The sequence below is a fragment of the Nocardioides cavernae genome, from assembly GCF_013410035.1.
GTDB lineage: Bacteria > Actinomycetota > Actinomycetes > Propionibacteriales > Nocardioidaceae > Nocardioides > Nocardioides cavernae_A.
The window spans coordinates 1-20472 of sequence record NZ_JACCBW010000005.1; the positions used below are offsets into that span (position 1 = coordinate 1).

Annotated in this window: 21 protein-coding genes and 1 other RNA gene; 11 read left to right on the forward strand and 11 right to left on the reverse strand. The window is 72.8% G+C overall.

Annotated elements, in window-relative coordinates:
• Positions 1–99: integrase core domain-containing protein (locus tag F4692_RS18225; RefSeq protein WP_179621168.1), on the forward strand; the 99-nt coding region annotated here is incomplete at its 5' end.
• Between the two features lie 15 nt (positions 100–114).
• On the opposite strand, the gene F4692_RS18230 is transcribed toward F4692_RS18225, so the two are convergent.
• Genes F4692_RS18230 through F4692_RS18240 form a run of 3 tightly spaced genes read right to left on the reverse strand, consistent with a single transcriptional unit; the run spans position 115 to position 2718 of the window.
• Entirely contained in the window at positions 115–786 is a 672-nt protein-coding gene (locus F4692_RS18230) for a response regulator transcription factor (protein ID WP_179621169.1), read from the reverse strand.
• Positions 771–2228: a sensor histidine kinase gene (locus tag F4692_RS18235; RefSeq protein WP_179621170.1), complete on the reverse strand. Its 1458-nt coding sequence runs from the start codon at positions 2226–2228 to the stop codon at positions 771–773. Before F4692_RS18235 ends, F4692_RS18230 begins: the two co-directional genes overlap by 16 nt.
• Positions 2197–2718, reverse strand: a complete 522-nt coding sequence (locus tag F4692_RS18240; protein WP_179621171.1) for a hypothetical protein — start codon at positions 2716–2718, stop codon at positions 2197–2199. The genes F4692_RS18235 and F4692_RS18240 overlap by 32 nt, the downstream gene beginning before the upstream one ends.
• 93 nt (positions 2719–2811) lie before the next feature.
• Here F4692_RS18240 and F4692_RS18245 point away from each other — a divergent pair, with 93 nt between their 5' ends.
• From F4692_RS18245 to F4692_RS18260, 4 genes are read left to right on the forward strand one after another with little or no spacing between them, the layout of a single operon-like run.
• Positions 2812–4344, forward strand: a complete 1533-nt coding sequence (locus tag F4692_RS18245; RefSeq protein ID WP_179621172.1) for an AMP-binding protein — start codon at positions 2812–2814, stop codon at positions 4342–4344.
• Positions 4345–4361: 17 nt separating this feature from the next.
• Complete coding sequence (locus F4692_RS18250; RefSeq protein WP_179621173.1) at positions 4362–5480, forward strand: Nif3-like dinuclear metal center hexameric protein; 1119 nt, start codon at positions 4362–4364, stop codon at positions 5478–5480.
• 18 nt (positions 5481–5498) lie between these two features.
• Positions 5499–6239 carry a zinc ribbon domain-containing protein gene (locus F4692_RS18255; protein ID WP_179621174.1) on the forward strand — a complete coding sequence of 247 codons (741 nt, stop codon included), beginning with the start codon at positions 5499–5501 and terminating at the stop codon, positions 6237–6239.
• Positions 6240–6252: 13 nt separating this feature from the next.
• The gene (locus F4692_RS18260; RefSeq protein WP_179621175.1) at positions 6253–7347 is read left to right on the forward strand and encodes an FUSC family protein; all 1095 of its coding nucleotides are present in this window, start codon (positions 6253–6255) and stop codon (positions 7345–7347) included.
• Positions 7348–7462: 115 nt separating this feature from the next.
• On the opposite strand, the gene yaaA is transcribed toward F4692_RS18260, so the two are convergent.
• Positions 7463–8242: a peroxide stress protein YaaA gene (gene yaaA / locus F4692_RS18265; RefSeq protein ID WP_179621176.1), complete on the reverse strand. Its 780-nt coding sequence runs from the start codon at positions 8240–8242 to the stop codon at positions 7463–7465.
• 52 nt (positions 8243–8294) lie between these two features.
• Between yaaA and F4692_RS18270 the strand changes: the two genes are divergently transcribed.
• Positions 8295–9746 (forward strand): RNB domain-containing ribonuclease, encoded by a 1452-nt coding sequence (locus tag F4692_RS18270; RefSeq protein ID WP_179621177.1) that lies wholly within the window; start codon positions 8295–8297, stop codon positions 9744–9746.
• A 400-nt stretch (positions 9747–10146) separates the two neighbouring features.
• Here the strand turns inward: F4692_RS18270 and rnpB are convergent.
• Positions 10147–10510: RNase P RNA component class A (gene rnpB / locus F4692_RS18275), an RNA gene on the reverse strand.
• Positions 10511–10523: 13 nt separating this feature from the next.
• Entirely contained in the window at positions 10524–11372 is an 849-nt protein-coding gene (map, locus tag F4692_RS18280; protein ID WP_179621178.1) for a type I methionyl aminopeptidase, read from the reverse strand.
• 22 nt (positions 11373–11394) lie between these two features.
• Between map and F4692_RS18285 the strand changes: the two genes are divergently transcribed.
• The gene (locus F4692_RS18285) at positions 11395–11628 is read left to right on the forward strand and encodes a hypothetical protein (RefSeq protein WP_179621179.1); all 234 of its coding nucleotides are present in this window, start codon (positions 11395–11397) and stop codon (positions 11626–11628) included.
• Positions 11629–11650: 22 nt separating this feature from the next.
• Here F4692_RS18285 and panB read toward each other — a convergent pair whose 3' ends face one another.
• From panB to F4692_RS18300, 3 genes are all read right to left on the reverse strand, one after another.
• Positions 11651–12505: a 3-methyl-2-oxobutanoate hydroxymethyltransferase gene (gene panB, locus F4692_RS18290; protein WP_179621180.1), complete on the reverse strand. Its 855-nt coding sequence runs from the start codon at positions 12503–12505 to the stop codon at positions 11651–11653.
• 94 nt (positions 12506–12599) lie between these two features.
• Positions 12600–13751, reverse strand: coding sequence for a PQQ-dependent sugar dehydrogenase (locus F4692_RS18295; protein WP_179621181.1), 1152 nt, complete (start codon positions 13749–13751; stop codon positions 12600–12602).
• A gap of 10 nt (positions 13752–13761) precedes the next feature.
• Entirely contained in the window at positions 13762–14652 is an 891-nt protein-coding gene (locus F4692_RS18300; protein ID WP_179621182.1) for a GNAT family N-acetyltransferase, read from the reverse strand.
• Between the two features lie 128 nt (positions 14653–14780).
• Between F4692_RS18300 and F4692_RS18305 the strand changes: the two genes are divergently transcribed.
• The 3 genes from F4692_RS18305 to F4692_RS18315 all read left to right on the forward strand — a co-directional run bounded on the left by F4692_RS18305 (position 14781) and on the right by F4692_RS18315 (position 17866).
• Positions 14781–16835, forward strand: a complete 2055-nt coding sequence (locus F4692_RS18305) for an NAD(+) synthase (RefSeq protein ID WP_179621183.1) — start codon at positions 14781–14783, stop codon at positions 16833–16835.
• A 210-nt stretch (positions 16836–17045) separates the two neighbouring features.
• Positions 17046–17429, forward strand: coding sequence for a hypothetical protein (locus F4692_RS18310; RefSeq protein WP_179621184.1), 384 nt, complete (start codon positions 17046–17048; stop codon positions 17427–17429).
• 56 nt (positions 17430–17485) lie between these two features.
• Entirely contained in the window at positions 17486–17866 is a 381-nt protein-coding gene (locus tag F4692_RS18315; protein WP_179621185.1) for a hypothetical protein, read from the forward strand.
• Positions 17867–17901: 35 nt separating this feature from the next.
• Here the strand turns inward: F4692_RS18315 and F4692_RS18320 are convergent, their stop codons facing one another.
• Positions 17902–19209 carry a sensor histidine kinase gene (locus F4692_RS18320; protein WP_179621186.1) on the reverse strand — a complete coding sequence of 436 codons (1308 nt, stop codon included), beginning with the start codon at positions 19207–19209 and terminating at the stop codon, positions 17902–17904.
• Position 19210: 1 nt separating this feature from the next.
• The gene (locus F4692_RS18325) at positions 19211–19915 is read right to left on the reverse strand and encodes a response regulator transcription factor (RefSeq protein WP_179621187.1); all 705 of its coding nucleotides are present in this window, start codon (positions 19913–19915) and stop codon (positions 19211–19213) included.
• A 101-nt stretch (positions 19916–20016) separates the two neighbouring features.
• On the opposite strand from F4692_RS18325, the gene F4692_RS18330 reads away from it, so the two are divergent.
• Positions 20017–20460 carry a hypothetical protein gene (locus F4692_RS18330; RefSeq protein WP_179621188.1) on the forward strand — a complete coding sequence of 148 codons (444 nt, stop codon included), beginning with the start codon at positions 20017–20019 and terminating at the stop codon, positions 20458–20460.
• Positions 20461–20472: the final 12 nt, after the last annotated feature.

Below are 20472 nucleotides of genomic sequence, written 5' to 3' on the forward strand. Positions count from 1 at the left end.
GCATGGCTCCACGAGTACAACCACCACCGGCCCCACACCGCCATCGGCGGGTCAGCACCCATCACCAGGTTGATCAACCTCACCGATCAGTACAGTTAGCTGCGGGACCGTCCCTCAGGGCTCGAGCCGGTAGCCGACCCCGCGGACGGTCGCGATCGCGTCGGTGCCGACCTTCTTGCGGAGGTAGCCGACGTAGACGTCGACGACGTTGGACCCGGGGTCAAAGTCGTAGCCCCACACCAGGTCGAGCAGCTGCTCGCGGGTGAGCACCTGGCCGGGGTTGAGCAGGAAGATCTCGGCCAGCGCGAACTCCCGCGCGGAGAGCTCGGACTCGCCGCGGGGCCCGGAGATGCGACGCGTGCGCCGGTCCAGGCGCAGCCCGCCGACGACGAGGTCGTCGCCGGTGGCCGGTGCGTCGGCAGGTGCGAGCGACCGCAGCCGGAGCCTGATGCGGGCCATGAGCTCGGCGAAGCGGAACGGCTTGGCCATGTAGTCGTCGGCCCCGCTGTCGAGGGCGGTGACGGTGTCGGTGACCGAGTCGCGTGCCGTCAGCACGATCACCGGCATCCGGCTGCCTTGGGAGCGGAGCTGGTCGAGCACCTCGAAGCCGTCCATCCCGGGGAGCCCGATGTCGAGCACCATCAGGTCGAAACGCCCGGACATCGCCTCGTCGAGCCCGCCGGGCCCGTCGACGGCGACCGTCGGCTGGTGGCCCTCGGCGCGCAGGCCCTTGGCCACGAACGAGGCGATGCGCTCCTCGTCCTCCACGATCAGGATCTGGGCCACGTCGTCTCCATCGTCCGTTGGGGCAGGCTGATCTCCACGACGGCGCCGTGCGGCTCGCCGTCGGTGATGCGTACGTCGCCGCCGTGGGCGTCCGCGATCGCGCTGACGATGCTCAGCCCGAGGCCGAAGCCGTCGTCGCCGGCGCGGACGTGGCTGCGGCCGAAGCGCTCGAGCACGGACTCGCGGTCCTCGACCGGGATGCCGTCGCCGGTGTCGCGGACCCAGAGCCGCACCCGCCCGTCGTCGACGGCCGAGCCGACGGCCACGACGAACCCGGTGTCGGTGTGCTTGACGGCGTTGTCCGCGAGCTGGAGCAGGGCCTGGGTGATGCGCTGCTCGTCGAGCACCGCACGGCCGCGGGCCATCGCGTCGAGCTGCCACGCGCGCTCCCCGAGGGCCCTCGCCTTCGCGAGCACGGACTGGGTCAGCGCGGTCAGCTCGACCTCGCCGAGGACCAGGAAGTCGGGCCGCCGGCTCTTCGCGAGGAGGACGAGGTCGCCGACGAGGCGCGACATGCGGTCGGTCTCGTCGAGGAGGAGCTCGCGGGTGAGGGCGAGCTCCTCGGCGTCCCCCTGGTCGAGCAGCTCGAGGTGGCCGCGCAGGACGGTGAGAGGGGTCTTGAGCTCGTGTCCGGCGTCGTCGAGGAACTGGCGCTGCGCCGCGAAACCGCTGTCGAGCCGTTCCAGCATGCCGTTGATGGTGCGCGTCAGGGCGGTGATGTCGTCGTTGCCCCGTTCGGGGATCCGGCGCGACAGGTCGGTGGCGGTGATCTCGCGCGCCGTCTCCTCCAGGGTCCGCAGCGGCGCCAGCAGCCGACCCGACTGGAAGGCCGCGATCGTGGTGATGAGGCCGAGGGACAGGACGGCGATGAGGGCGTACGTCCGGAGCGTCCCGTCGAGCTCCTCGTGCTCGTCGCGCAGGAAGTTGACGATGACGAGCGCCCCCTCGTCGCGGCTGCTGCTGACCGGCACGAGCGTCACCCAGGTCTCCCCGAACGTGGGTGAGTCGATGATCCGCGTGCCACCGGTGCCGGCGAGGTCGGCGAGCGCGTCCTGGTAGGCGGGCTCGTCGAGGACCTCCTGGCCGTAGCGGTTCTGGGTGCGCTCGGGGACGGCGTCGCGCACGTAGCCCACGAGCATCTCGTCGTCGTCGGGGACGTTGCGCGTGAGGAAGACGTTGAGCAGCGTCGCCACGTCCGCAAAGGGCTCGGTGGTGCTGGGGTCGATCTCGAGGCGGCGGAACTCGTCGATCTCCTGGCTGATCTGCTCGGTCACCTCGCGCTCGATCCGCGCGGACTCCAAGGCGTACACCAGCACGCCGGCGCCGCCCATCGCGAGCCCGGTGAGGACGGCGATGACGACCGTGATGCGGGTCCGGACGGAGACCTGGGCGAGGCGGCGGGAGGCACGGTCAGTCGTCGCCCTGGTCCGTCTCGGTCTCATCGTCCTCCCCGTCGTCGTCCCCGTCGTCCCACTCGTCGTCGTCATCCTCCCCGACCGGTGTCGGGGTCGGCGTCACCACGCGCGCCTTGTCGCCGTCGTCGCCACGCTCGCCGCCGGACCCCCGGTCGCCGTCCCTGGTCGGACTCGGTGCCTCGGGGTGCGGTGTCGGCGTATGGGAGGCGGGCGCCGGAGCCTGCGACGTTTGCTGAGGTGACGTGGGCTGAGGTGACGTGGGCGACGTGGCTGGGGTGGGTGGGGTGGAGGTGGGGGCGGGGGCCTGCGACGGGGGAGACGTGTCTCGGCCGGAGCCCTTGTCGGCACCGGAGCCCTCGTCGCCACCGGACCCGGCGTCGCGCAGGATCACGGGGCTGTGGTCCGCGGGCGGGGGCGGACCGGCGGACGCCAGCGAGCCCGCGACGTACGCCGTCACCGGCACCACGACCGCGAGGAGCAGCAGCGCCTTGGTCACGTGTCCCGAGCCCTGTCCCATGGGCGCCAGCCTGGGGTCGCTCGATCAGGCCCGCATGAGACGCGGATGAGAAGGCTCTTAGCCGCCATGGGTGACGCGTGCCACAGTGGGCGCATGATCGTCCCCTTCAGCGTCTCCGACTTCATCGAGCGCGCGGCGGCCGTCTACGGCGAGCGCGACGGCTTCATCGACGAGCCCGACCAGCCCGCGACGTCGCTGGGCACGCTCACCTACGCGGAGGCGTACGACCTCTCGCGTCGGCAGGCGGCGAGGCTCGACGAGCTCGGCATCGAGGTCGGCGACCGCGTCGCGGTCATCAGCCACAACTCGGCGCGCCTGCTCACGTCGTTCTTCGGCGTCTGCGGGTCCGGCCGGGTGCTCGTGCCGATCAACTTCCGGCTGCGCCCCGACGAGGTCGCCTACATCGTCGCGCACTCGGGCGCGCGCGTGCTCTACGTCGACCCCGAGCTCGTCGGGTCGCTGCGCGACATCGACGTCGAGCACACCTTCGTCCTGGGCGAGGACGAGTCGATGTTCGCCGCGCCCGGCACGGAGCCGCGGGCGTGGGAGCCGGACGAGAACGCCACGGCCACGATCAACTACACCTCGGGCACCACCGCGCGGCCCAAGGGTGTGCAGCTGACCCACCGCAACCTGTGGACCAACGCGGTGACGTTCGGGCTGCACGCCGGCGTCAGCGACCGCGACGTCTACCTCCACACGCTGCCGATGTTCCACGCCAACGGGTGGGGGATGCCGTTCGCGATGACCGGCCTCGGCGTGCCGCAGGTCGTGCTGCGCAAGGTCGACGGCGCCGAGATCCTGCGGCGCGTCCGCGACCACGGCGTCACGGTGATGTGCGCCGCCCCGGCCGTGGCCGCGGCCGTGCTCGAGGCGGCCCAGTCGTGGGAGGGCGAGATCCCGGGCCGCGACCGGGTGCGGATCATCATGGCCGGAGCGCCGCCGCCGACGAGGACGGTGGTGCGGGTCGAGGAGGAGCTCGGCTGGGAGTTCGTCCAGATCTACGGGCTCACCGAGACCTCGCCGCTGCTCACCGTCAACCGCGGCCGCGCCGAGTGGGACGACCTGCCGGCCGAGGAGCGGGCGCACAGGCTGGTGCGGGCCGGGGCGCCCGCCATCGGCGTACGCCTCCGCGTCGACGAGCAGGGCGAGGTGCTGGCACGCTCCAACGTCATCCTCGAGGGCTACTGGGAGCGACCGGACGAGACCGGTGCGGCCCTGCGCGACGGGTGGTTCCACACCGGCGACGGCGGCGTCATCGGGGACGACGGCTACCTCACCATCAGCGATCGCAAGAAGGACGTGATCATCACGGGCGGCGAGAACGTCTCGTCGATCGAGGTCGAGGACGTGCTGTTCTCCCACCCGGCCGTCGCCGAGGTCGCGGTCATCGGCGTGCCGAGCGAGAAGTGGGGAGAGACCATCAAGGCGCTCGTCGTCCTCGCCGACGGCGCGTCGGTCGACGGGGCCGAGCTGATCGCCTGGTGCAAGGACAAGGCGGCGGGCTACAAGGCGCCGACGTCGGTGGAGTTCCGCGACGAGCTCGCCCGGACCGCGACCGGCAAGCTGCAGAAGTTCAAGCTGCGCCAGCCCTACTGGGAGGGGCAGGAGCGGCAGGTCAACTGACGGCTAGCCTTCGGCCCATGCCGAGCCTCGCCGACATCGTCGACCTGCTGCACACCTGGTACCCACCCTCCACGGCGGACTCCTGGGACGCCGTCGGACTGGTGTCCGGCGACCCGGACGTCGAGGTCGCGAAGGTGATGTTCGCGGTGGACCCGACCATCGAGGTCGCTCGCGAGGCCGTGGAGTGGGGCGCCGACCTGCTCGTCGTGCACCACCCGCTGCTCCTGTCGCCGGTCAGCTCGGTCGCCGCGACCACCCCGAAGGGTCGCACGTTGCACACCCTGGCGGCCGGCGGGTGCGCGCTGCTGACCGCCCACACCAACGCCGACCAGGCCGTGTCGGGCGTCTCGGAGTCGCTGGCCCTCGCGCTGGGGCTCGCGGACCTGGCCCCGATCCGCCCGGCCCCCGCGGCCCCGCTCGACAAGGTCGCGGTGTTCGTGCCGGTCGACGCGGCGCAGGCCGTCCGCGACGCACTGCACGGGGCCGGCGCCGGGCGCATCGGCGACTACGACTCGGCCTCGTGGTCCACCGCGGGCGAGGGTCGCTTCCGCCCGCTGGAGGGCGCCTCGCCCGCGATCGGGCGGGTCGGGGACGTCGAGGTCGTCGACGAGGTGCGGATCGAGGTCGTCGCGCCTCGCGCGCGCCGTACGTCCGTGGTGCGGGCGCTGCTCACGGCGCACCCCTACGAGGAGCCCGCGTTCGACGTCGTGCCGCTCGCCGACCCGGGGACCGCCGGCACCGGCACCGGGCGGGTCGGCACCGTGGAGGGGACGACCCTCGACCGCTTCGCCGCGCGGGTGGCGGCGGCGCTCCCGGCCACCGCCCACGGCGTACGCGTCGCGGGGGACCCCGAGCGCGTGGTGCGCCGGGTCGCGGTGTGCGGGGGAGCCGGCGACTTCCTGCTCGACGAGCTCGCCGCCAGCGACGTGGACGTCTACGTCACCAGCGACCTGCGGCACCACCGGGCGGGGGAGTTCCTCGAGCACGGCGGCCCCGCGCTGATCGACGTGGCGCACTGGGCGGCGGAGTGGACGTGGCTCCCGGCGGTGGAGGCTCGTGTGCGTGCTGCGACGGGCGATAGGGTCGGGACCCGGGTCAGCACGCTGTGCACCGACCCGTGGACGTTCCGCCACTGACGCGAAGCAGGAGGGCCGTTGAAGGCCGACCCCACCCACCAGCGCACGCTCCTCGACGTCGCCGAGCTCGACTCGCGCGCGGCGCAGCTGCGCCACCAGCGTGCCCACCTCCCCGAGCTGGCCGAGATCGCGGCACTGGAGACCGAGCGCACCGAGCTGACCGACCAGGTGCGTGACGCGCGCATCGTCGTCGACGACCTGACCGTCGAGCAGTCCCGGGCCGACCGCGAGGTCGAGCAGGTCAGGACGCGCCGCGAGCGCGACCGCAACCGGATGGACACCGGGCAGATCACCAACCCCAAGGACCTCGAGCGGATGCAGCACGAGCTGGTCTCCCTCGAGCGCCGCATCACCACGCTCGAGGACGCCGAGCTCGAGGTCATGGAGAAGCTCGAGGAGGCCCAGCAGGTGCTCGACGGGCTGGGGATCCGCGCCGAGGACATCGACGCCAGGCTCGCCGAGCTGGTGACCGCCCGCGACGAGAAGCGCACGGGCATCGACGCCTCGCTCGACGAGGTGGCCGCCGCCCGCGGACCCGCGACCGAGGGCATGCCGGAGGACCTGATGGCGCTCTACGAGCGGCTGCGCGAGCAGAAGGGCATCGGCGCCGCGCTGCTCCGGGCCCGGCAGTGCGGCGGCTGCAACATGACCCTCGACGCCTCCGAGCTGGCGCGCATCCGCTCGGCCGACGCCGACGAGGTGATCCGCTGCGAGGAGTGCCAGCGGATCCTGGTGCGCACCGACGAGTCGGGACTCTGAAGGCCCCACCCCGATGCGGTTCATCGACGCCGAGGTGGTCGCGGACCGCAGCCGCATGTCGCTGCGCGCCCGTGTCGCCCGCCTGAGGGCCAAGGGCTGGGTGATCGGGCAGTGCGCGGTCGCCGCCGGCGTCGCGTGGTGGCTGGCCAAGGACGTCTTCGACCACACGCTGCCGTTCTTCGCCCCGATCGCGGCGGTCGTCTCGCTCGGCATGTCCTACGGCCAGCGGCAGCGCCGGGTCGCCGAGGTGACGATCGGGGTGGCGCTCGGCGTCCTGCTCGGTGACGCGATGACCCACCTCATCGGCTCCGGCGGGGTGCAGATCGCGGTCATCGTGGCGTGCGGGATGTCGATCGCGCTTCTGCTCGACGCCGCCCAGCTGATCGTCATCCAGGCCGCCGTGCAGGGCATCGTCGTCGCGGCGCTCGCGCCGGCGCCGGGTGATGCGTTCCTGCGCTGGACCGACGCCCTGATCGGCGGGGGCGTCGCCCTCGTCGCGGCCACCGTCGTGCCGCGCGCGCCGCTGCGCAAGCCCCGCGACCAGGCGGCGGTGGTCGTCCGCACGATCGCGGGCCTGCTCCGCTCGTCCGCGGACCGGATCGGTGACGGGGACGTCGAGGCGGCGCTGGCGGTGCTGCGCGACGCGCGCTCGACCGACGCCCTCATCCGCGAGCTGCGCGCGGCCTCGGAGGAGGGGATCTCCGTCGTGCAGTCCTCGCCGTTCCGAAGGCGCCACGGCGAGCACCAGCGCCAGCTCGCCGAGCTCGTCGAGCCGCTCGACGTCGCGCTGCGCAACACCCGCGTGGTCGTGCGCCGGGTGGCCGTCGCCGTCTACCGCCGCGAGCCGGTGCCCGCGTCGTACGCCGCCCTGATGCGCGACCTCGCCGACCTGTCGGACCGGGTCGCCGAGGAGCTCGTCGCCGGCCGGATGGCGGTGGCGGTCGTCGACGACCTGATCTCCCTCGGGCGGGCGACCGCGACGGTCGAGCACAGCGCCGACCTGTCGGCCGAGGTGATCCTGGCGCAGGTGCGCTCGATCATCGCCGACCTGCTCGCGCTGTGCGGGATGGATCCGCTCGAGGCGACGGACGTGATCCCGCTGCGGTGAGGGGGGCCGCCGCCATTTCCCCTCATGAGCGACCATATGTTCGCTCATGTGGCGGCATACCGGGGTCTGAGCGACCACATCGGATCATCCGTGCCCCGGTCCGGAACACCCGGGCTCAGACCGCGGTGACGACCACGTCGAGCTGGGTGCCCTTGGGCGTCGGGTCGCCGACCTCGACGGTCCAGCCGAGGCGGGTCAGGGCAGCGGCAAGCGCGCCGGGCGTACGCGGGTCGGCGCCGTCCTCGAGCAGCGCGCGGACGATGCGGCCCTTGGTCGCCTTGTTGAAGTGGCTCACGACGGTGCGGCGGCCGTCGGCCTCGTGCAGCACCCGGACGGTCGCCACGCGGCGGCCGAGGTCCTTGGTCGGGCGCCAGAACGTGGCGTACGTGCTGGAGCGCAGGTCGACGAGCAGGCCGGTGCCCATCGCCGCGGTCACCGCGTCGCCGAGGACCTCCCGCCAGGCGCCGGAGACCGAGCCGACGCCGGGGAGGACGGCGTCCCCGGAGAGGCGGTAGGCCGGGATCCGGTCGCCGGGACGCACGATGCCGAACAGCGAGCTGGTCACCGCGACCCGGGCCGTCGCTCGGCGGCGCGCGGCGGGGGAGAGCGTGTCGAAGCCGAGGGCGTCGTAGAGGACGCCGGTGTAGATCGCGTCCGCCCGCGCGGTCGGCGCCGTCGCGAGGGCGGCGTTGCGCTCCACGAGCTCGCGCTGCGCCGGACCGAGCCCGAGCACCTCGACCGCCGCGTCGGGGTCGTCGCGGCACAGCGCCGTCAACGCCTCGAGCAGGGTCGTACGGGTCGAGGTGAGCCCGGGGGACGACAGCGAGGCCAGGTCGAGGGACTTGCCGCGGCGCGGAGCGGTCTTGCCCTCGCTGGGCGGCAGGAGGATCAGCACGCGGGCAAGCGTAGGCAGCGGGCGGTGGTCCCGTTTGGCTAGGGTCGCCGGTATGCCGAGCAACCGTGTGGTGAAGGTCCGTTCGACCGGCGACAGCGTCGACGCGCAGGAGATGCGCGACGGCATCGCGAGCATCCAGCAGGAGCTGGAGGTCTCACCGGACTTCCCCGCCGCGGTGGACGAGGCGGCGGCTGCTGCGGCCGCGGCCCCGCGCCTGCCCGACCTGGACCGCACCGACATCGAGCTCGTCACGATCGACCCGGAGTCGGCCCGCGACCTGGACCAGGCCATGCATATCGAGCGCTCCGGCGACGGCTACGTCGTGCACTACGCGATCGCCGACGTGGCGGCGTTCGTGACGCCGGGGGACCCGATCGACGTCGAGGCGCACCGCCGCGGCGAGACGCTCTACGGCGCGAGCTCGAAGATCCCGCTGCACCCGCCGGTGCTGAGCGAGGGGGCGGCGTCCCTCCTCCCCGACGAGGTACGCCCCGCGCTGCTGTGGACGATCCAGGTCGACGAGACCGGCGAGGGCACCGACGTCACGGTCGAGCGGGCGCTCGTACGCTCGCGCGCCAAGCTGTCGTACGAGCAGGTGCAGGCCGACGTTGACGCCGGCACGGCGTCCCCGCTCGTCCAGCTGCTCCAGGAGGTCGGCGAGCTGCGGCTCGCGCGTGAGGCCGCCCGCGGCGGCGTCTCGCTGCCGCTGCCCGAGCAGGAGCTCGTCGAGACCGGCGACGGCCACTGGGAGCTGGAGTTCCGCCGCCTGACCCCCGTCGAGAGCTGGAACGCCCAGATCTCGCTGCTCACCGGCATGGCGGCCGCGTCCCTGATGGTCTACGCCCGCGTGGGGATCCTGCGCACCCTGCCGCCCGCCGACCCGCGCGACGTCCAGCGGCTGCACCGCACCGCCCGGGCCCTCGGGATCGACTGGCCGGCCGAGCAGCTCTACCCCGACTTCGTGCGTACCCTCGACCCCTCGAAGCCGACCCACGCCGCGATGGTCGTGGCCTGCACGCGGCTGCTGCGGGGAGCGGGCTACGTCACCTTCAACGGCGAGCTCCCGGAGCAGGCGCAGCACTCGGCCCTCGCGTCGGAGTACGCCCACGTCACCGCGCCGCTGCGACGGCTGGCCGACCGCTACGCCGGGGAGATCTGCGTGGCGCTGTGCGCCGGCGACGAGGTCCCCGACTGGGTGCTCGCCGCGCTGGCCGAGCTGCCGGACACGATGACGCGCTCGGGGCGCCGGGCCAACCAGTACGAGAATGCGGTCGTCAACCTCTGCGAGGCCGAGCTGCTGCACGACCGGGTCGGCGAGAGCTTCACCGCCGTGGTGGTCGACCTCGAGGAGAAGGACCGCCGGCGCGGCGACGTCACCATCCAGGACCCGGCGATCGAGGCGTCGGTGACGGGCGACGACGAGCTGCCGCTCGGCGAGGAGGTCACGGTCGAGCTGGTCCACGCCGACCCCGGGACCCGCACGGTGGAGTTCCGACTGGCCTGAGCTGCCAGATGGGCGGCTTCCCGGGTGGCGGGAGAGCAACCCAGGCAACGGACGGTCCGCGTGGACCGCTCGTAGACCGCCTCGACCCTCGCTGACAGCTCGATGCCGCAGACGCGGCAGGTGCCGGCGTACCGCAGTCTCATCCGCTTCTCGTCGGGGACTTCGGTCACGCGAGGACCCTATGGTCGCCAGACCGTGCCGGTGGGCGTTTCGAGGGCGTCCCTCGGCCGGGGGCTCCCGGCCGGCCGGGTCGTGGCCGACGACCAGCACACGTGTGGCGGATCTTGCCCCCGGGACGCCGATCCGAGGGCAACTCCTCGGACACGTGCGGCGGATCTCGCCCCTCGACGAGCACGACTCACGCCGACCGGGCCTGCGGTGCGCGGCTGCGGCGGGTTGAGGAGTGGGTCGGCCTGTAGGCCGGGTTCTGTCCCGCTTGCGCGGGGGCGACCATCCATCTGCGACGACCGTTGCCGGCCGCCTGGTGCGATCTACCCGGATGCTCGGGCGGGCAGCCCTCGGGCGCATCCTGTCTGATCTTGCTCCGGGTGGGGTTTGCCTAGCTGCGCCGGTCGCCCGGCGCACTGGTGGTCTCTTGCACCACCGTTTCACCCTTGCCGGCCCCCGGAGGGACTGGCGGTCTGTTCTCTGTGGCACTGATCCCGCGGGTTGCCCCGGGTGGCTGTTGGCCACCACCCTGCCCTGTGGAGCCCGGACCTTCCTCGACCCCACTCGCGTGGAGCCGCGGCCGCCCGGCCGACCCACTCACCGAGGAGTCTAGGGGTGGGTGAGCACCTCGGCGCCATCCTCCGTGACGAGCAGGGTGTGCTCGAACTGCGCGGAGCGGCGCCGGTCCTTGGTCACGACGGTCCAGCCGTCGTCCCACATGTCGTAGTCGGGGGTGCCGAGGTTCAGCATCGGCTCGATGGTGAAGGTCATCCCGACCCGGATCTCGTCGTCGTAGCGGGGGTCGTCGTAGTGCGGGATGATCAGCCCGGAGTGGAACGCCGTGCCGATGCCGTGGCCGGTGAAGTCCCGCACCACGCCGTAGCCGAAGCGCTTGGCGTACGCCTCGATGACGCGTCCGATGACGTTGACGCGGCGCCCGGGCTTGACCGCCCTGATCGCGCGCTCGAGGGACTCCCGGGTGCGCTCGACCAGCAGCCGCGACTCCTCGTCGACGTCGCCTGCGAGGAAGGTCGCGTTGGTGTCGCCGTGGACGCCGTCGATGAAGGCGGTGATGTCGATGTTGACGATGTCGCCGTCCTCGACCACCCGCGCGTCGGGGATGCCGTGGCAGATCACCTCGTTGACGCTCGAGCACAGTGACTTGGGGAAGCCGCGGTAGCCGAGGGTCGAGGGGTAGGCGCCGTGGTCGCAGAGGAACTCGTGGCCGATCCGGTCGAGCTCGTCGGTGGTCACCCCGGGCACGACGTGCGAGCCGACGAGCTCACGCGCCTGGGCTGCCAGGCGTCCGGCGACCCGCATCCTCTCGATCGTCTCGGCGTCCTTGACCTCCTCGCCGGTGAACCGCTGCGGCGCGGGCCGGTCGACGTATTCGGGGCGGGCGATCCGGGCGGGCACCGAACGGCGCGCCGACACCTCTGCGGGGGATTCGACTGGCACGCCCCGAGTGTAGTTTCGCGGTATGAGCAACGGCGAAAGCGAACGCTGGTGGTTCAACCTCAAGACCCACGAGGTCGAGCCTGACGACGGAGCCAGGAACGCCGACCGACTGGGTCCCTACGACACCAGGGAAGAGGCGGCGCGCGCCCTCGAGAAGGTCGCCGAGCGCAACGAGGCCTGGGACAACGACCCGAAGTGGAACGACGACGGCCCCGGCTCGGGCGACGGGCTTGCCGACGGCACGCCGGACAGCTGACGTACGCCGCCCGCCCGGGCCCCTAGAAGGTGTGCTCGGGCCCGGGGAAGGTGCCGCCGCGCACGTCGTCGGCGTACGCCCGCGCGGCGTCGAGCAGGACCGCGTGCACGTCGGCGTACTGCTTGACGAAGCGCGCCATCTTGCCGGTGCGCAGGCCGAAGGCGTCCTGCCACACCAGCACCTGGCCGTCGCAGCCGGCGCCGGCGCCGATGCCGATGGTCGGGATCGTGAGCTCCTTGCTGATCCGCTCGGCCACGTCGCCGGGCACCATCTCCATGACCACCGCGAACGCTCCCGCCTCCTGCACCGCGCGCGCGTCCTCCACGACGCGGTCGCTCGCGTCGCCGCGGCCCTGCACGCGGTAGCCGCCGAGGGTGTGCTCGGACTGCGGGGTGAAGCCGATGTGCGCCATCACGGGGATGCCGCCGCGGGTGCACTTCTCGATGACGGGGGCCATCTCGGCGCCGCCCTCGAGCTTGACGCAGTGCGCGCCGGCCTCCTTCATGAAGCGGACCGCGGTCAGGTAGCCCTGCTCCGGTGAGGCCTGGTAGCTGCCGAACGGCAGGTCGCCGACGACCATCGCCCGCTTGACCGAGCGCGAGACCGCACGGGTGAGGGGGAGGAGCTCCTCGACCGTGACCGGCAGGGACGTCTCGTTGCCGTAGACGTTGTTGGAGGCGGAGTCACCGACGAGCAGCAGGTCGATGCCCGCCTCGTCGAACGTGGCGGCGGTGTACATGTCGTACGCTGTCAGCATCGTGATCCGCTCGCCGCGCTCCTTCATCTCCCGCAGGTGGTGGGTGCGTACGCGCCTTGCGGGCGCCTGCTGGGCGGCTGCTGCGGGGCCGGAGCCGTAGGGGGCGGTCTCTTCGGGCATGGGTCGCTCCTCGTCATCTCGCGGCTCCCTGGTGGAGTCCACGGACCGCTTTCAGGCTAGTGCCGACGGCTGGGTGGGGGCGCTGTGGTGCTGGTCACCTCGGGGACACCCGCAGGACGCGGTCGCGAGCCCCGTTGTCGGTGGTGACCAGGAGGTCGCCGTTGCGCGCGGACGTCACCGACCGCAGCCGGCCGAGGCCGGTCAGCTCGCGGGGCGTGGCGACCGACTCCAGCCTCCCCGCGGCGTCGAAGCGCAGGAAGAGCACCTCGGAGGCCTTGAGGGCGGCGACGGCGAGCGTGCCGTCGAGGCGGCCCCACCGCGTACCACTGACCCAGGCGGCGCCGGAGGTGGCGATCGTCGGGTCGCCCGACGACCACGCGGCCTCCTGCTGCTCGCCGGGCAGCGACTGGTCGGTCATCGGCACCGACTCGTCGTAGCCGGGCACCGGGTTCCAGCCGTAGTCGCCGCCGGGGACGAGCAGGTTGACCTCGTCGTCGCGGAAGCTCCCGTGCTCGACGGACCACAGGGTGCCGTCGTCGCGCTGTGCGAGCCCCTGCACGTTGCGGTGGCCGTAGGTGAGGACGTAGCGCCGGTTGCCCGTCGCCCCGGCGAACGGGTTGTCGGGCATCGGGGCGCCGGTGCGCCGGTTCAGCCGCAGCACCTTGCCGCCCAGCGAGTCGAGGTCGCGCGGGTTGGTGCCGACCGCGGCGTCGCCGGTGCCGACGACCAGGGCCGGCCCCTGGCGCTCGAGGAGGAGGCGGCACCCTCCGTGGCGTCCGGAGGTCGCCGGGAGCCCGGCGATCATGGTGCGGCGGCCGGAGAGCGAGCGCCACTTGCGGTCGACGCGCCACCGGGTGACCCGGACGTGGGTGCCGCCCTTCGTGCTGCCGTGGCAGGCGTAGAGCCAGCGCCTGTCGGTGTCGACGGCGAGGGACAGCAGCCCGGTCTCCCCGGACACCCAGACGCTGCGCGAGAGGTCGGCGAGCGTGCGTCGCTTCCCGTTGCGCACGACGCTGATGCGCGCCCGGTCGCGCTCGGAGACGACGAGGCGACCGCCGGGCGCCTGCTGCACGTCCCACGGGTGCTCGAGGCGGCGGGCGACCGTACGCACCTCCAGCCCGCGTGCGGCCCGGTCGGCGGACGGTGTCGCGGGCTCGGCGAGCGACGGCGGCAGCCCGGTGAGCAGGCCCACCGCGAGGGCGGAGACGGCGAAGGACAGCGAGGTGGTGCGGAGGGAGGGGCGCACGCCCGCGACGCTAGTCGAGCGGCAGGAGCCGCGCCACCATCGTGCTGCGTCGCGTGGTGGCGTAGCCGAGGCGCGTGTTGAGGGTGCGCATCGCCTCGTTGCCGTCCTGCGTCCAGGTGTAGACCTCGGCGATGCCGTGGTCGGCGGCCCAGGCGAGCGTGCGGAGCTTGAGGTGCATCGCCAGCCCGCGGCCGCGCCAGTCGCGGCGTACGGCGGTGAGCGCGTTCTCCGCGCGCTCGGGCACGTCCGCGTCGATCTCGAGCCCGGCGCACCCGACGAGCTCGCCCTCGTGGACGGCGAGGAACATCGGGTCGCCCAGCCACGACGTCGCCCACCGGTCGGGGGTGACGTCGAGGGACGCGGACAGGGCGAAGTCGGCGGTCACCTCGCGCCCGAAGCGCTCGTACGACTCCTCCCACAGCCCGGGGCGGTCGGAGGCGAGGACGACCTCGACCCCCTCGGGCACCTCGGTCGGTGGCGGCAGGTCGACGACGTGGCGGGTCTGCTCGACCTCGTGGTCAGTGTCTTCGAACCCGAGGGAGTGCGCGAAGGCCAGCGACTCGTCGTCGTCGACCGTCGCGCGGATGCGCGTCAGGTCGTGGGTCGCGAGGTGGTCGGCGAGGCGGTGCAGGAGCGCGGTCCCGGTGCCTCGGCGGCGGTACGCCGGCAGCACCCGCGGCGCCACCGAGCCGATGCCGCCGGAGTCGGACAGGTCGGCCAGGCCGGAGCCGACGAGCACGCCGTCCTCGTGGGCGAGGACCATCAGCCGGGTCGCGCGCTCGTCCTGCCGGCGGAGCTCCTGCGCGGAGTCGCACCGCTCGTAGGGGACGACCGCGATCCGCACGGTGCGCCACGCCTCGTAGTCGGCGTCGGTCGCGCAGGGGGTGATCTCGAGGGCCATGGGGAGACCCTGTCCGGTGGGTCGCGGGGTAGTCCAGCGAGATTTGGCCGCGAAGCGCTCCCCGGAAGGACCATTCCTCACTGGACTACCCCGGCTCGGGCGCCACCGGGTTTCCCTAGAGTGGGTGCGTGGACTTCTACTCCGCCTACGCCCAGGGCTTCGCGCGCATCGCTGCCGTCACGCTGCCGGTGCACCTCGCGGACCCGGCGGCCAACGCCGTGGCCGTCATCGAGCAGGCGCGGGCCTGTGCGGACGACCACGTCGCCGTCGCGGTGTTCCCCGAGCTGTGCCTGACCGGCTACTCCGTCGACGACCTGTTCCTCCAGGACACGCTGCTCGCGGGGGTGGAGGAGGCCGTCGAGGAGATCGTCGCGGCCAGCGCGGACCTGATGACGGCCCTCGTCGTCGGGGCCCCGGTCGTGCACGGCAACCGTGTCTTCAACTGCGCGGTCGTCATCCACCGCGGGTCGATCCTCGGCATCGCCCCCAAGTCCTACCTGCCCAACTACCGCGAGTTCTACGAGCGCCGGTGGTTCGCGCCGGGTGACGACCGCGAGCTGGAGTGGGTGACCCTCGCCGGGCAGGACGTACGGTTCGGTCCCGACCTGATCTTCCGCTGCCTCGACGTCCCCGGCCTCGACCTGCACGTCGAGGTCTGCGAGGACATGTGGGTGCCGGTCCCGCCCAGCGCCGAGGCCGCGCTCGCCGGGGCGACCGTGCTCGCGAACCTCAGCGGGTCGCCGATCACTGTCGCCCGCGCCGAGGACCGTCGGTTGCTGGTCCGGAGCGCGAGCTCACGGTGCGCCGCGGCGTACGTCTATGCCGCGGCGGGCCAGGGCGAGTCGACGACCGACCTCAGCTGGGACGGCCAGACGATGGTCTACGAGTGCGGCTCGCTGCTGGGCGAGAGCGAGCGCTTCCCCGACGGACCCCGCCGCACGGTCGTCGACGTCGACCTCGACCTGGTGCGTCAGGAGCGGATGCGCCAGGTCACCTTCGACGACAACCGCCGTACCCACGCCGAGCGCACCAACCGCTTCCGCACCGTCGAGTGGGAGCTCGAGCCCCCGGCCGGCGACATCGGCCTGCTGCGCAAGGTGGACCGCTTCCCCTTCGTGCCCGACGACCCGGAGCGCCTGGCCCTCGACTGCTACGAGGCCTACAACATCCAGGTCTCCGGCCTCGAGCAGCGGCTGCGGTCCATCGGCTCGCCGAAGGCCGTCATCGGCGTCAGCGGCGGGCTCGACTCCACGCACGCCCTCATCGTCGCGTGCAAGGCGATGGACCGGCTCGGGCGACCGCGCAGCGACGTGCTCGCCTTCACGATGCCCGGCTTTGCGACGGGTGAGACGACCAGGTCGTACGCCACCCGGCTCTCGCAGGCGCTGGGGGTCACCTTCGAGGAGCTCGACATCCGTCCCGCCGCGGAGCAGATGCTGAAGGACATGGGACATCCCTACGCACGCGGGGAGAAGGTCTACGACGTCACCTTCGAGAACGTCCAGGCCGGGCTGCGCTACGACTACCTCTTCCGGCTCGCCAACCAGCGCGGCGGCATCGTCGTCGGCACGGGCGACCTGTCCGAGCTCGCGCTCGGCTGGTGCACGTACGGCGTCGGTGACCAGATGTCGCACTACACGGTCAACGCCGGCGTACCGAAGACCCTGGTGCAGCACCTCATCCGGTGGGTGATCAGCCACGGCGAGTTCTCGACCGAGGTCGGCGACCTGCTCGGCGAGATCCTCACGCAGGAGATCACCCCGGAGCTGATCCCGATCGAGGAGGGCAAGAAGCCGCAGGCGACGCAGGACACGGTCGGGCCCTACAACCTGCAGGACTTCACGCTCGCGCTGGTTGTGCGGCACGGCTTCCGGCCGCGCAAGATCGCCTTCCTCGCGATGCACGCCTGGCGGGACCTGGAGTCGGGGGAGTGGCCTCCGGGCTTCCCGGCCGAGGCGCGGGTGGCGTACACGCTCGAGGAGGTCCGCACCTGGCTGGTGGTCTTCGTCAAGCGGTTCTTCGCCAACCAGTTCAAGCGCTCGGCCCTGCCCAACGGCCCGAAGGTGAGCCCCAGCGGCACCATGAGCCCCCGCGGCGACTGGCGGATGCCCTCGGACGCCAAGGGCACGGCGTGGCTGGCCGAGATCGAGCGGGACGTGCCGCAGGCCCAGGCGCAGGCTTAGCACCCGAGTTGCCTGCTTGTCGGCCGAGATCTGGTGTGACAAGCAGGGCGGTCCCCGGATGTCCGGTGACTCCAGCGCCCCCAGCCCCCAGCCCAAGACCCCCGGGCGCCTTAACCCACCTTTAGCCACCGGCTGGAGCGCAATTAGCCGCACCTGGACGAACCTTCCTGTCATGACGCCGCACCGGGCGTCGGTCGACGAGGAGGAATCGTGCAGAAGAAGGCAGTCATCGGCGGCGCCGCAGCAGGCGTCGTCCTGGTCGGCGCGGGGGCCTGGTGGGCCGTCGCCAACGGCGTCGAGTCCCAGACCACCGAGCGCGGCACCTGCGGTGGCGCGACCTGGGAGCTCAGCGCCGAGGGCGAGGACGGCGGCACCGAGGTGAGTGCCGAGCTCCAGTCCTCCGGCCCGGGCGAGGTGTGGCAGGTCGAGCTGCTCCGCGACGACACGTCGCTGCTCGACGGCACCCGCACCACCGACGAGGACGGCGAGATCGACGTCGACGCCTTCAGCTCCGGCAACCCCGGCGACGCGACGTACGCCGTCACGTTCACCCCCGAGGACGGCGAGGCCTGCACGGCCACGCTCGGCTCCTGACCACCCGCTCGAACCCCGCAGATCACCCACAGACCCACCCACAGAGGAGAAACCCCATGAAGAAGTCGCTCATCGCCACCGCCGCCCTCGTCGCCACCGCCGCCGCGGGCACCACCGTCCTGGTCGCCGGGCCCGCCAGCGCCGACGTCGAGCGCCGCGGCACCTGCGCCGGCGCGGTGTTCGAGCTCAACGTCGACCGTGAGCGCGGCGGCTACGACGTCGACGCCGACATCGAGGGCGCGAAGGCCTACAGCACGTGGCAGGTCGCGATCCGCCACAACGGCAAGGTCGCCGCCCAGCGCACGATCAAGGCCGACGACGAGGGCGAGCTCGACCTCGACACCTTCCGCAAGAACACGGCCGGCAAGGACACCTTCAAGCTGACGGTGAAGCCCGCCGGCGGCAGCGTGTGCTCCACCACGGTCACCGTCGGCTGACCGGAGCCAGCCACCTGCACCACCGGGAGCCCGGGTCAGGCCGTCCGCAACGTGACGGCGACCCGGGCTCCTCCCATGTCCGAGGAGCCCGTGGTGATGGCGCCGCCGGAGTCCGCGGCGGTGCGTGCCGCGATCGACAGGCCGAGCCCGGTCGACCCGGCGCCGCTCGTGCCGCGGCTGGTCGCCTCGAGGTCGGCCGGCAGGCCCGGGCCCGCGTCCTCGACCACGAGCTCCACCTCGTGCTCCGACGCCGCCAGCGTGATGCGTACGGCGGCGTCGTCGGGCGTGTGGGAGAAGACGTTGTCCAGCAGCACGTCCACCAGCGCCTCGAGGTCGGCGCGGCTGGCGGGGACCGACGGCCCCGACGGCGCCAGCCGCAGCTCGTAGGAGCGGCCCTGGTCCTCCGCGAGCGCCTCCCAGTGGCGCACCCGCTCGGAGATCACGGCCACGCCGTCGGTGCGGGGGTCGAGGCCCTCCCGCTCGGAACGGCGGGCCTCGCGCACGATCTCGTCCACGGTCGCCTGCAGGGCGTCGAGGTCGCCGCTCAGTCGCGTGCGGAGATCGGCGTCGTCGACGGCCTCGACCCGCAGCCGGAGCGCGGTCACCGGGGTCCGCAGGCGGTGGGACAGGTCGGCGACGTTCTCCCGCTCGCGCGAGAGCAGCAGCTGGATGCGTCCGACCAGCCGGTCGATCGCGTGCCCGAGCTCCTGCACCTCGGGCGGCCCCGTGACGGAGGCGACCGGCTCGATGGACCCGGTGCGGCCGAGGGCCTGGGTGTGGTCGGCGAGCTCGCGGATCGGCTGGACGAAGGACCTGCCGAGCCGGTCGACCACGACGAGCGAGCCGACGAGCAGGGTGGCCGCGAGCAGCGCGAGCAGGCCCCAGGCGACCCCGACGACGGAGTCGAGACCCGGCTCCTCGACGACGATCCGGATCACGGGCGTCTGCGAGGGCAGCGCCGAGTTGCCGCCGCGTGAGACCGGCACGAGGATCTGGGACCCGCCGGGCACGTCGTCGACCCGGGCGCGGCCGGTGTTGCGGGCGTCGAGGACGAGCGCGTCCTCGCCCGGGTCGGGCCCGACCTGGTGGCCGCCGAGCGCCTCGGGGTAGAGCACGGTGACCTGGGTGTGCTCGGTCGTGTCGTTGAGCTTGTCGACGTACTGGTTGACCGAGCCGACGTCCTGGCCGGACACCACCGTCTCGACAACCTGCACCTCGAGGGCCGCGCGTGCGAGCCGGTCTTCGAGCGCATAGCTGCGCACCAGGATCGCCATCGGCACCAGCATGGCGAGCAGCACCATCGAGATCGCCGCGGCGGCCGTGACGAGCAGGCTGCGGCGCACCTCAGCGGTCCCGGGTGTCGGCGTCGTCGGGCGCGGCGAGGCGTACGCCCACCCCGCGCACCGTCGTGAGGTAGCGCGGCTCCGCGGCGGTCTCGCCGAGCTTGCGGCGCAGCCACGACAGGTGGACGTCGACGGTCTTGTCCGAGCCGCCCCACGGCTGGCGCCACACCTCGACCAGCAGGTCGCGCTTGGTGACGACCTCGCCCGGCCGCTCGGCGAGGTGCGCGAGCAGGTCGAACTCGCGCGGCGTCAGGTCGACCTCCTGGCCGTCGAGGTGCACGCGGCGCCCGGCGAGGTCGACGGCGAGCCCGCCGACGGTGATCGTGGTCGGCCGCTGGCGCCCGGCGTCGACGCGGCGGAGGACCGCACGGATGCGGGCGTCGAGCTGGGCGCTGGTGAACGGCTTGACGACGTAGTCGTCGGCGCCCGCGTCGAGCGCACCGACGAGCGACGGGTCGTCGGCGCGGGCGCTGGCGATGATCACCGGCACCTGGCTCACCCCCCGCAGCATCGACAACACCTGCGTGCCGTCGACGTCGGGCAGCCCGAGGTCGAGCACGACGAGGTCGGGGGAGGAGTCGACGGCGAGCTGGAGCCCGGCCATCCCGGTGGGGGCCGACGACACGGTGTGCCCGCACTCGCGCAGGCCGCGCACCAGCAACGGCCGGATCCGGTCGTCGTCCTCGATGATCAGCACCTCGGCCACGCCGAGACCGTACCGCCCACCGCATGACCGACCGGCTTCCTTAGCCGTCCCTTAACCACCGCCTGACCTCGTGCTGAGCCGCCAGCGGGCACCATGGTCGGGTGAGACGTCGGATGCTGCTCGTCGGCCTGTGGGCCGGGACCACGGTCCTGGCCGTGCTCGTGGGTGTCTTCGCCGTGTCCACCGTCGGCGCCACGATCCGCGACCGCGGTCCCGTCGGTGACGAGGTCGCCCGCGACACGTCCATCGACCCGTCCGGCCCCGCCTCGGTGCCCTCGCCGGAGGGACCGACGGTCGGCGACGCCATCAGCGGCGAGTGGGGCTCCTTCGACGTGGAGTGCCGCGACACATGGGCGTACGGCGTGGGCGTGCGCCCGGACAAGGCCGCCGGCTGGCGCGTCGTCAGCTGGGAGAAGGGGCCGGACGACGACGTCGACGCCGTCTTCAGCGACGGCCGCAACTCCGTCGACCTGGAGGTCTTCTGCAACCGCGGCCGGCCCACACTCGCCGAGCTCGAGCGCAACACCCTGGGCGAGGACGACTAGACCGGATGCAAC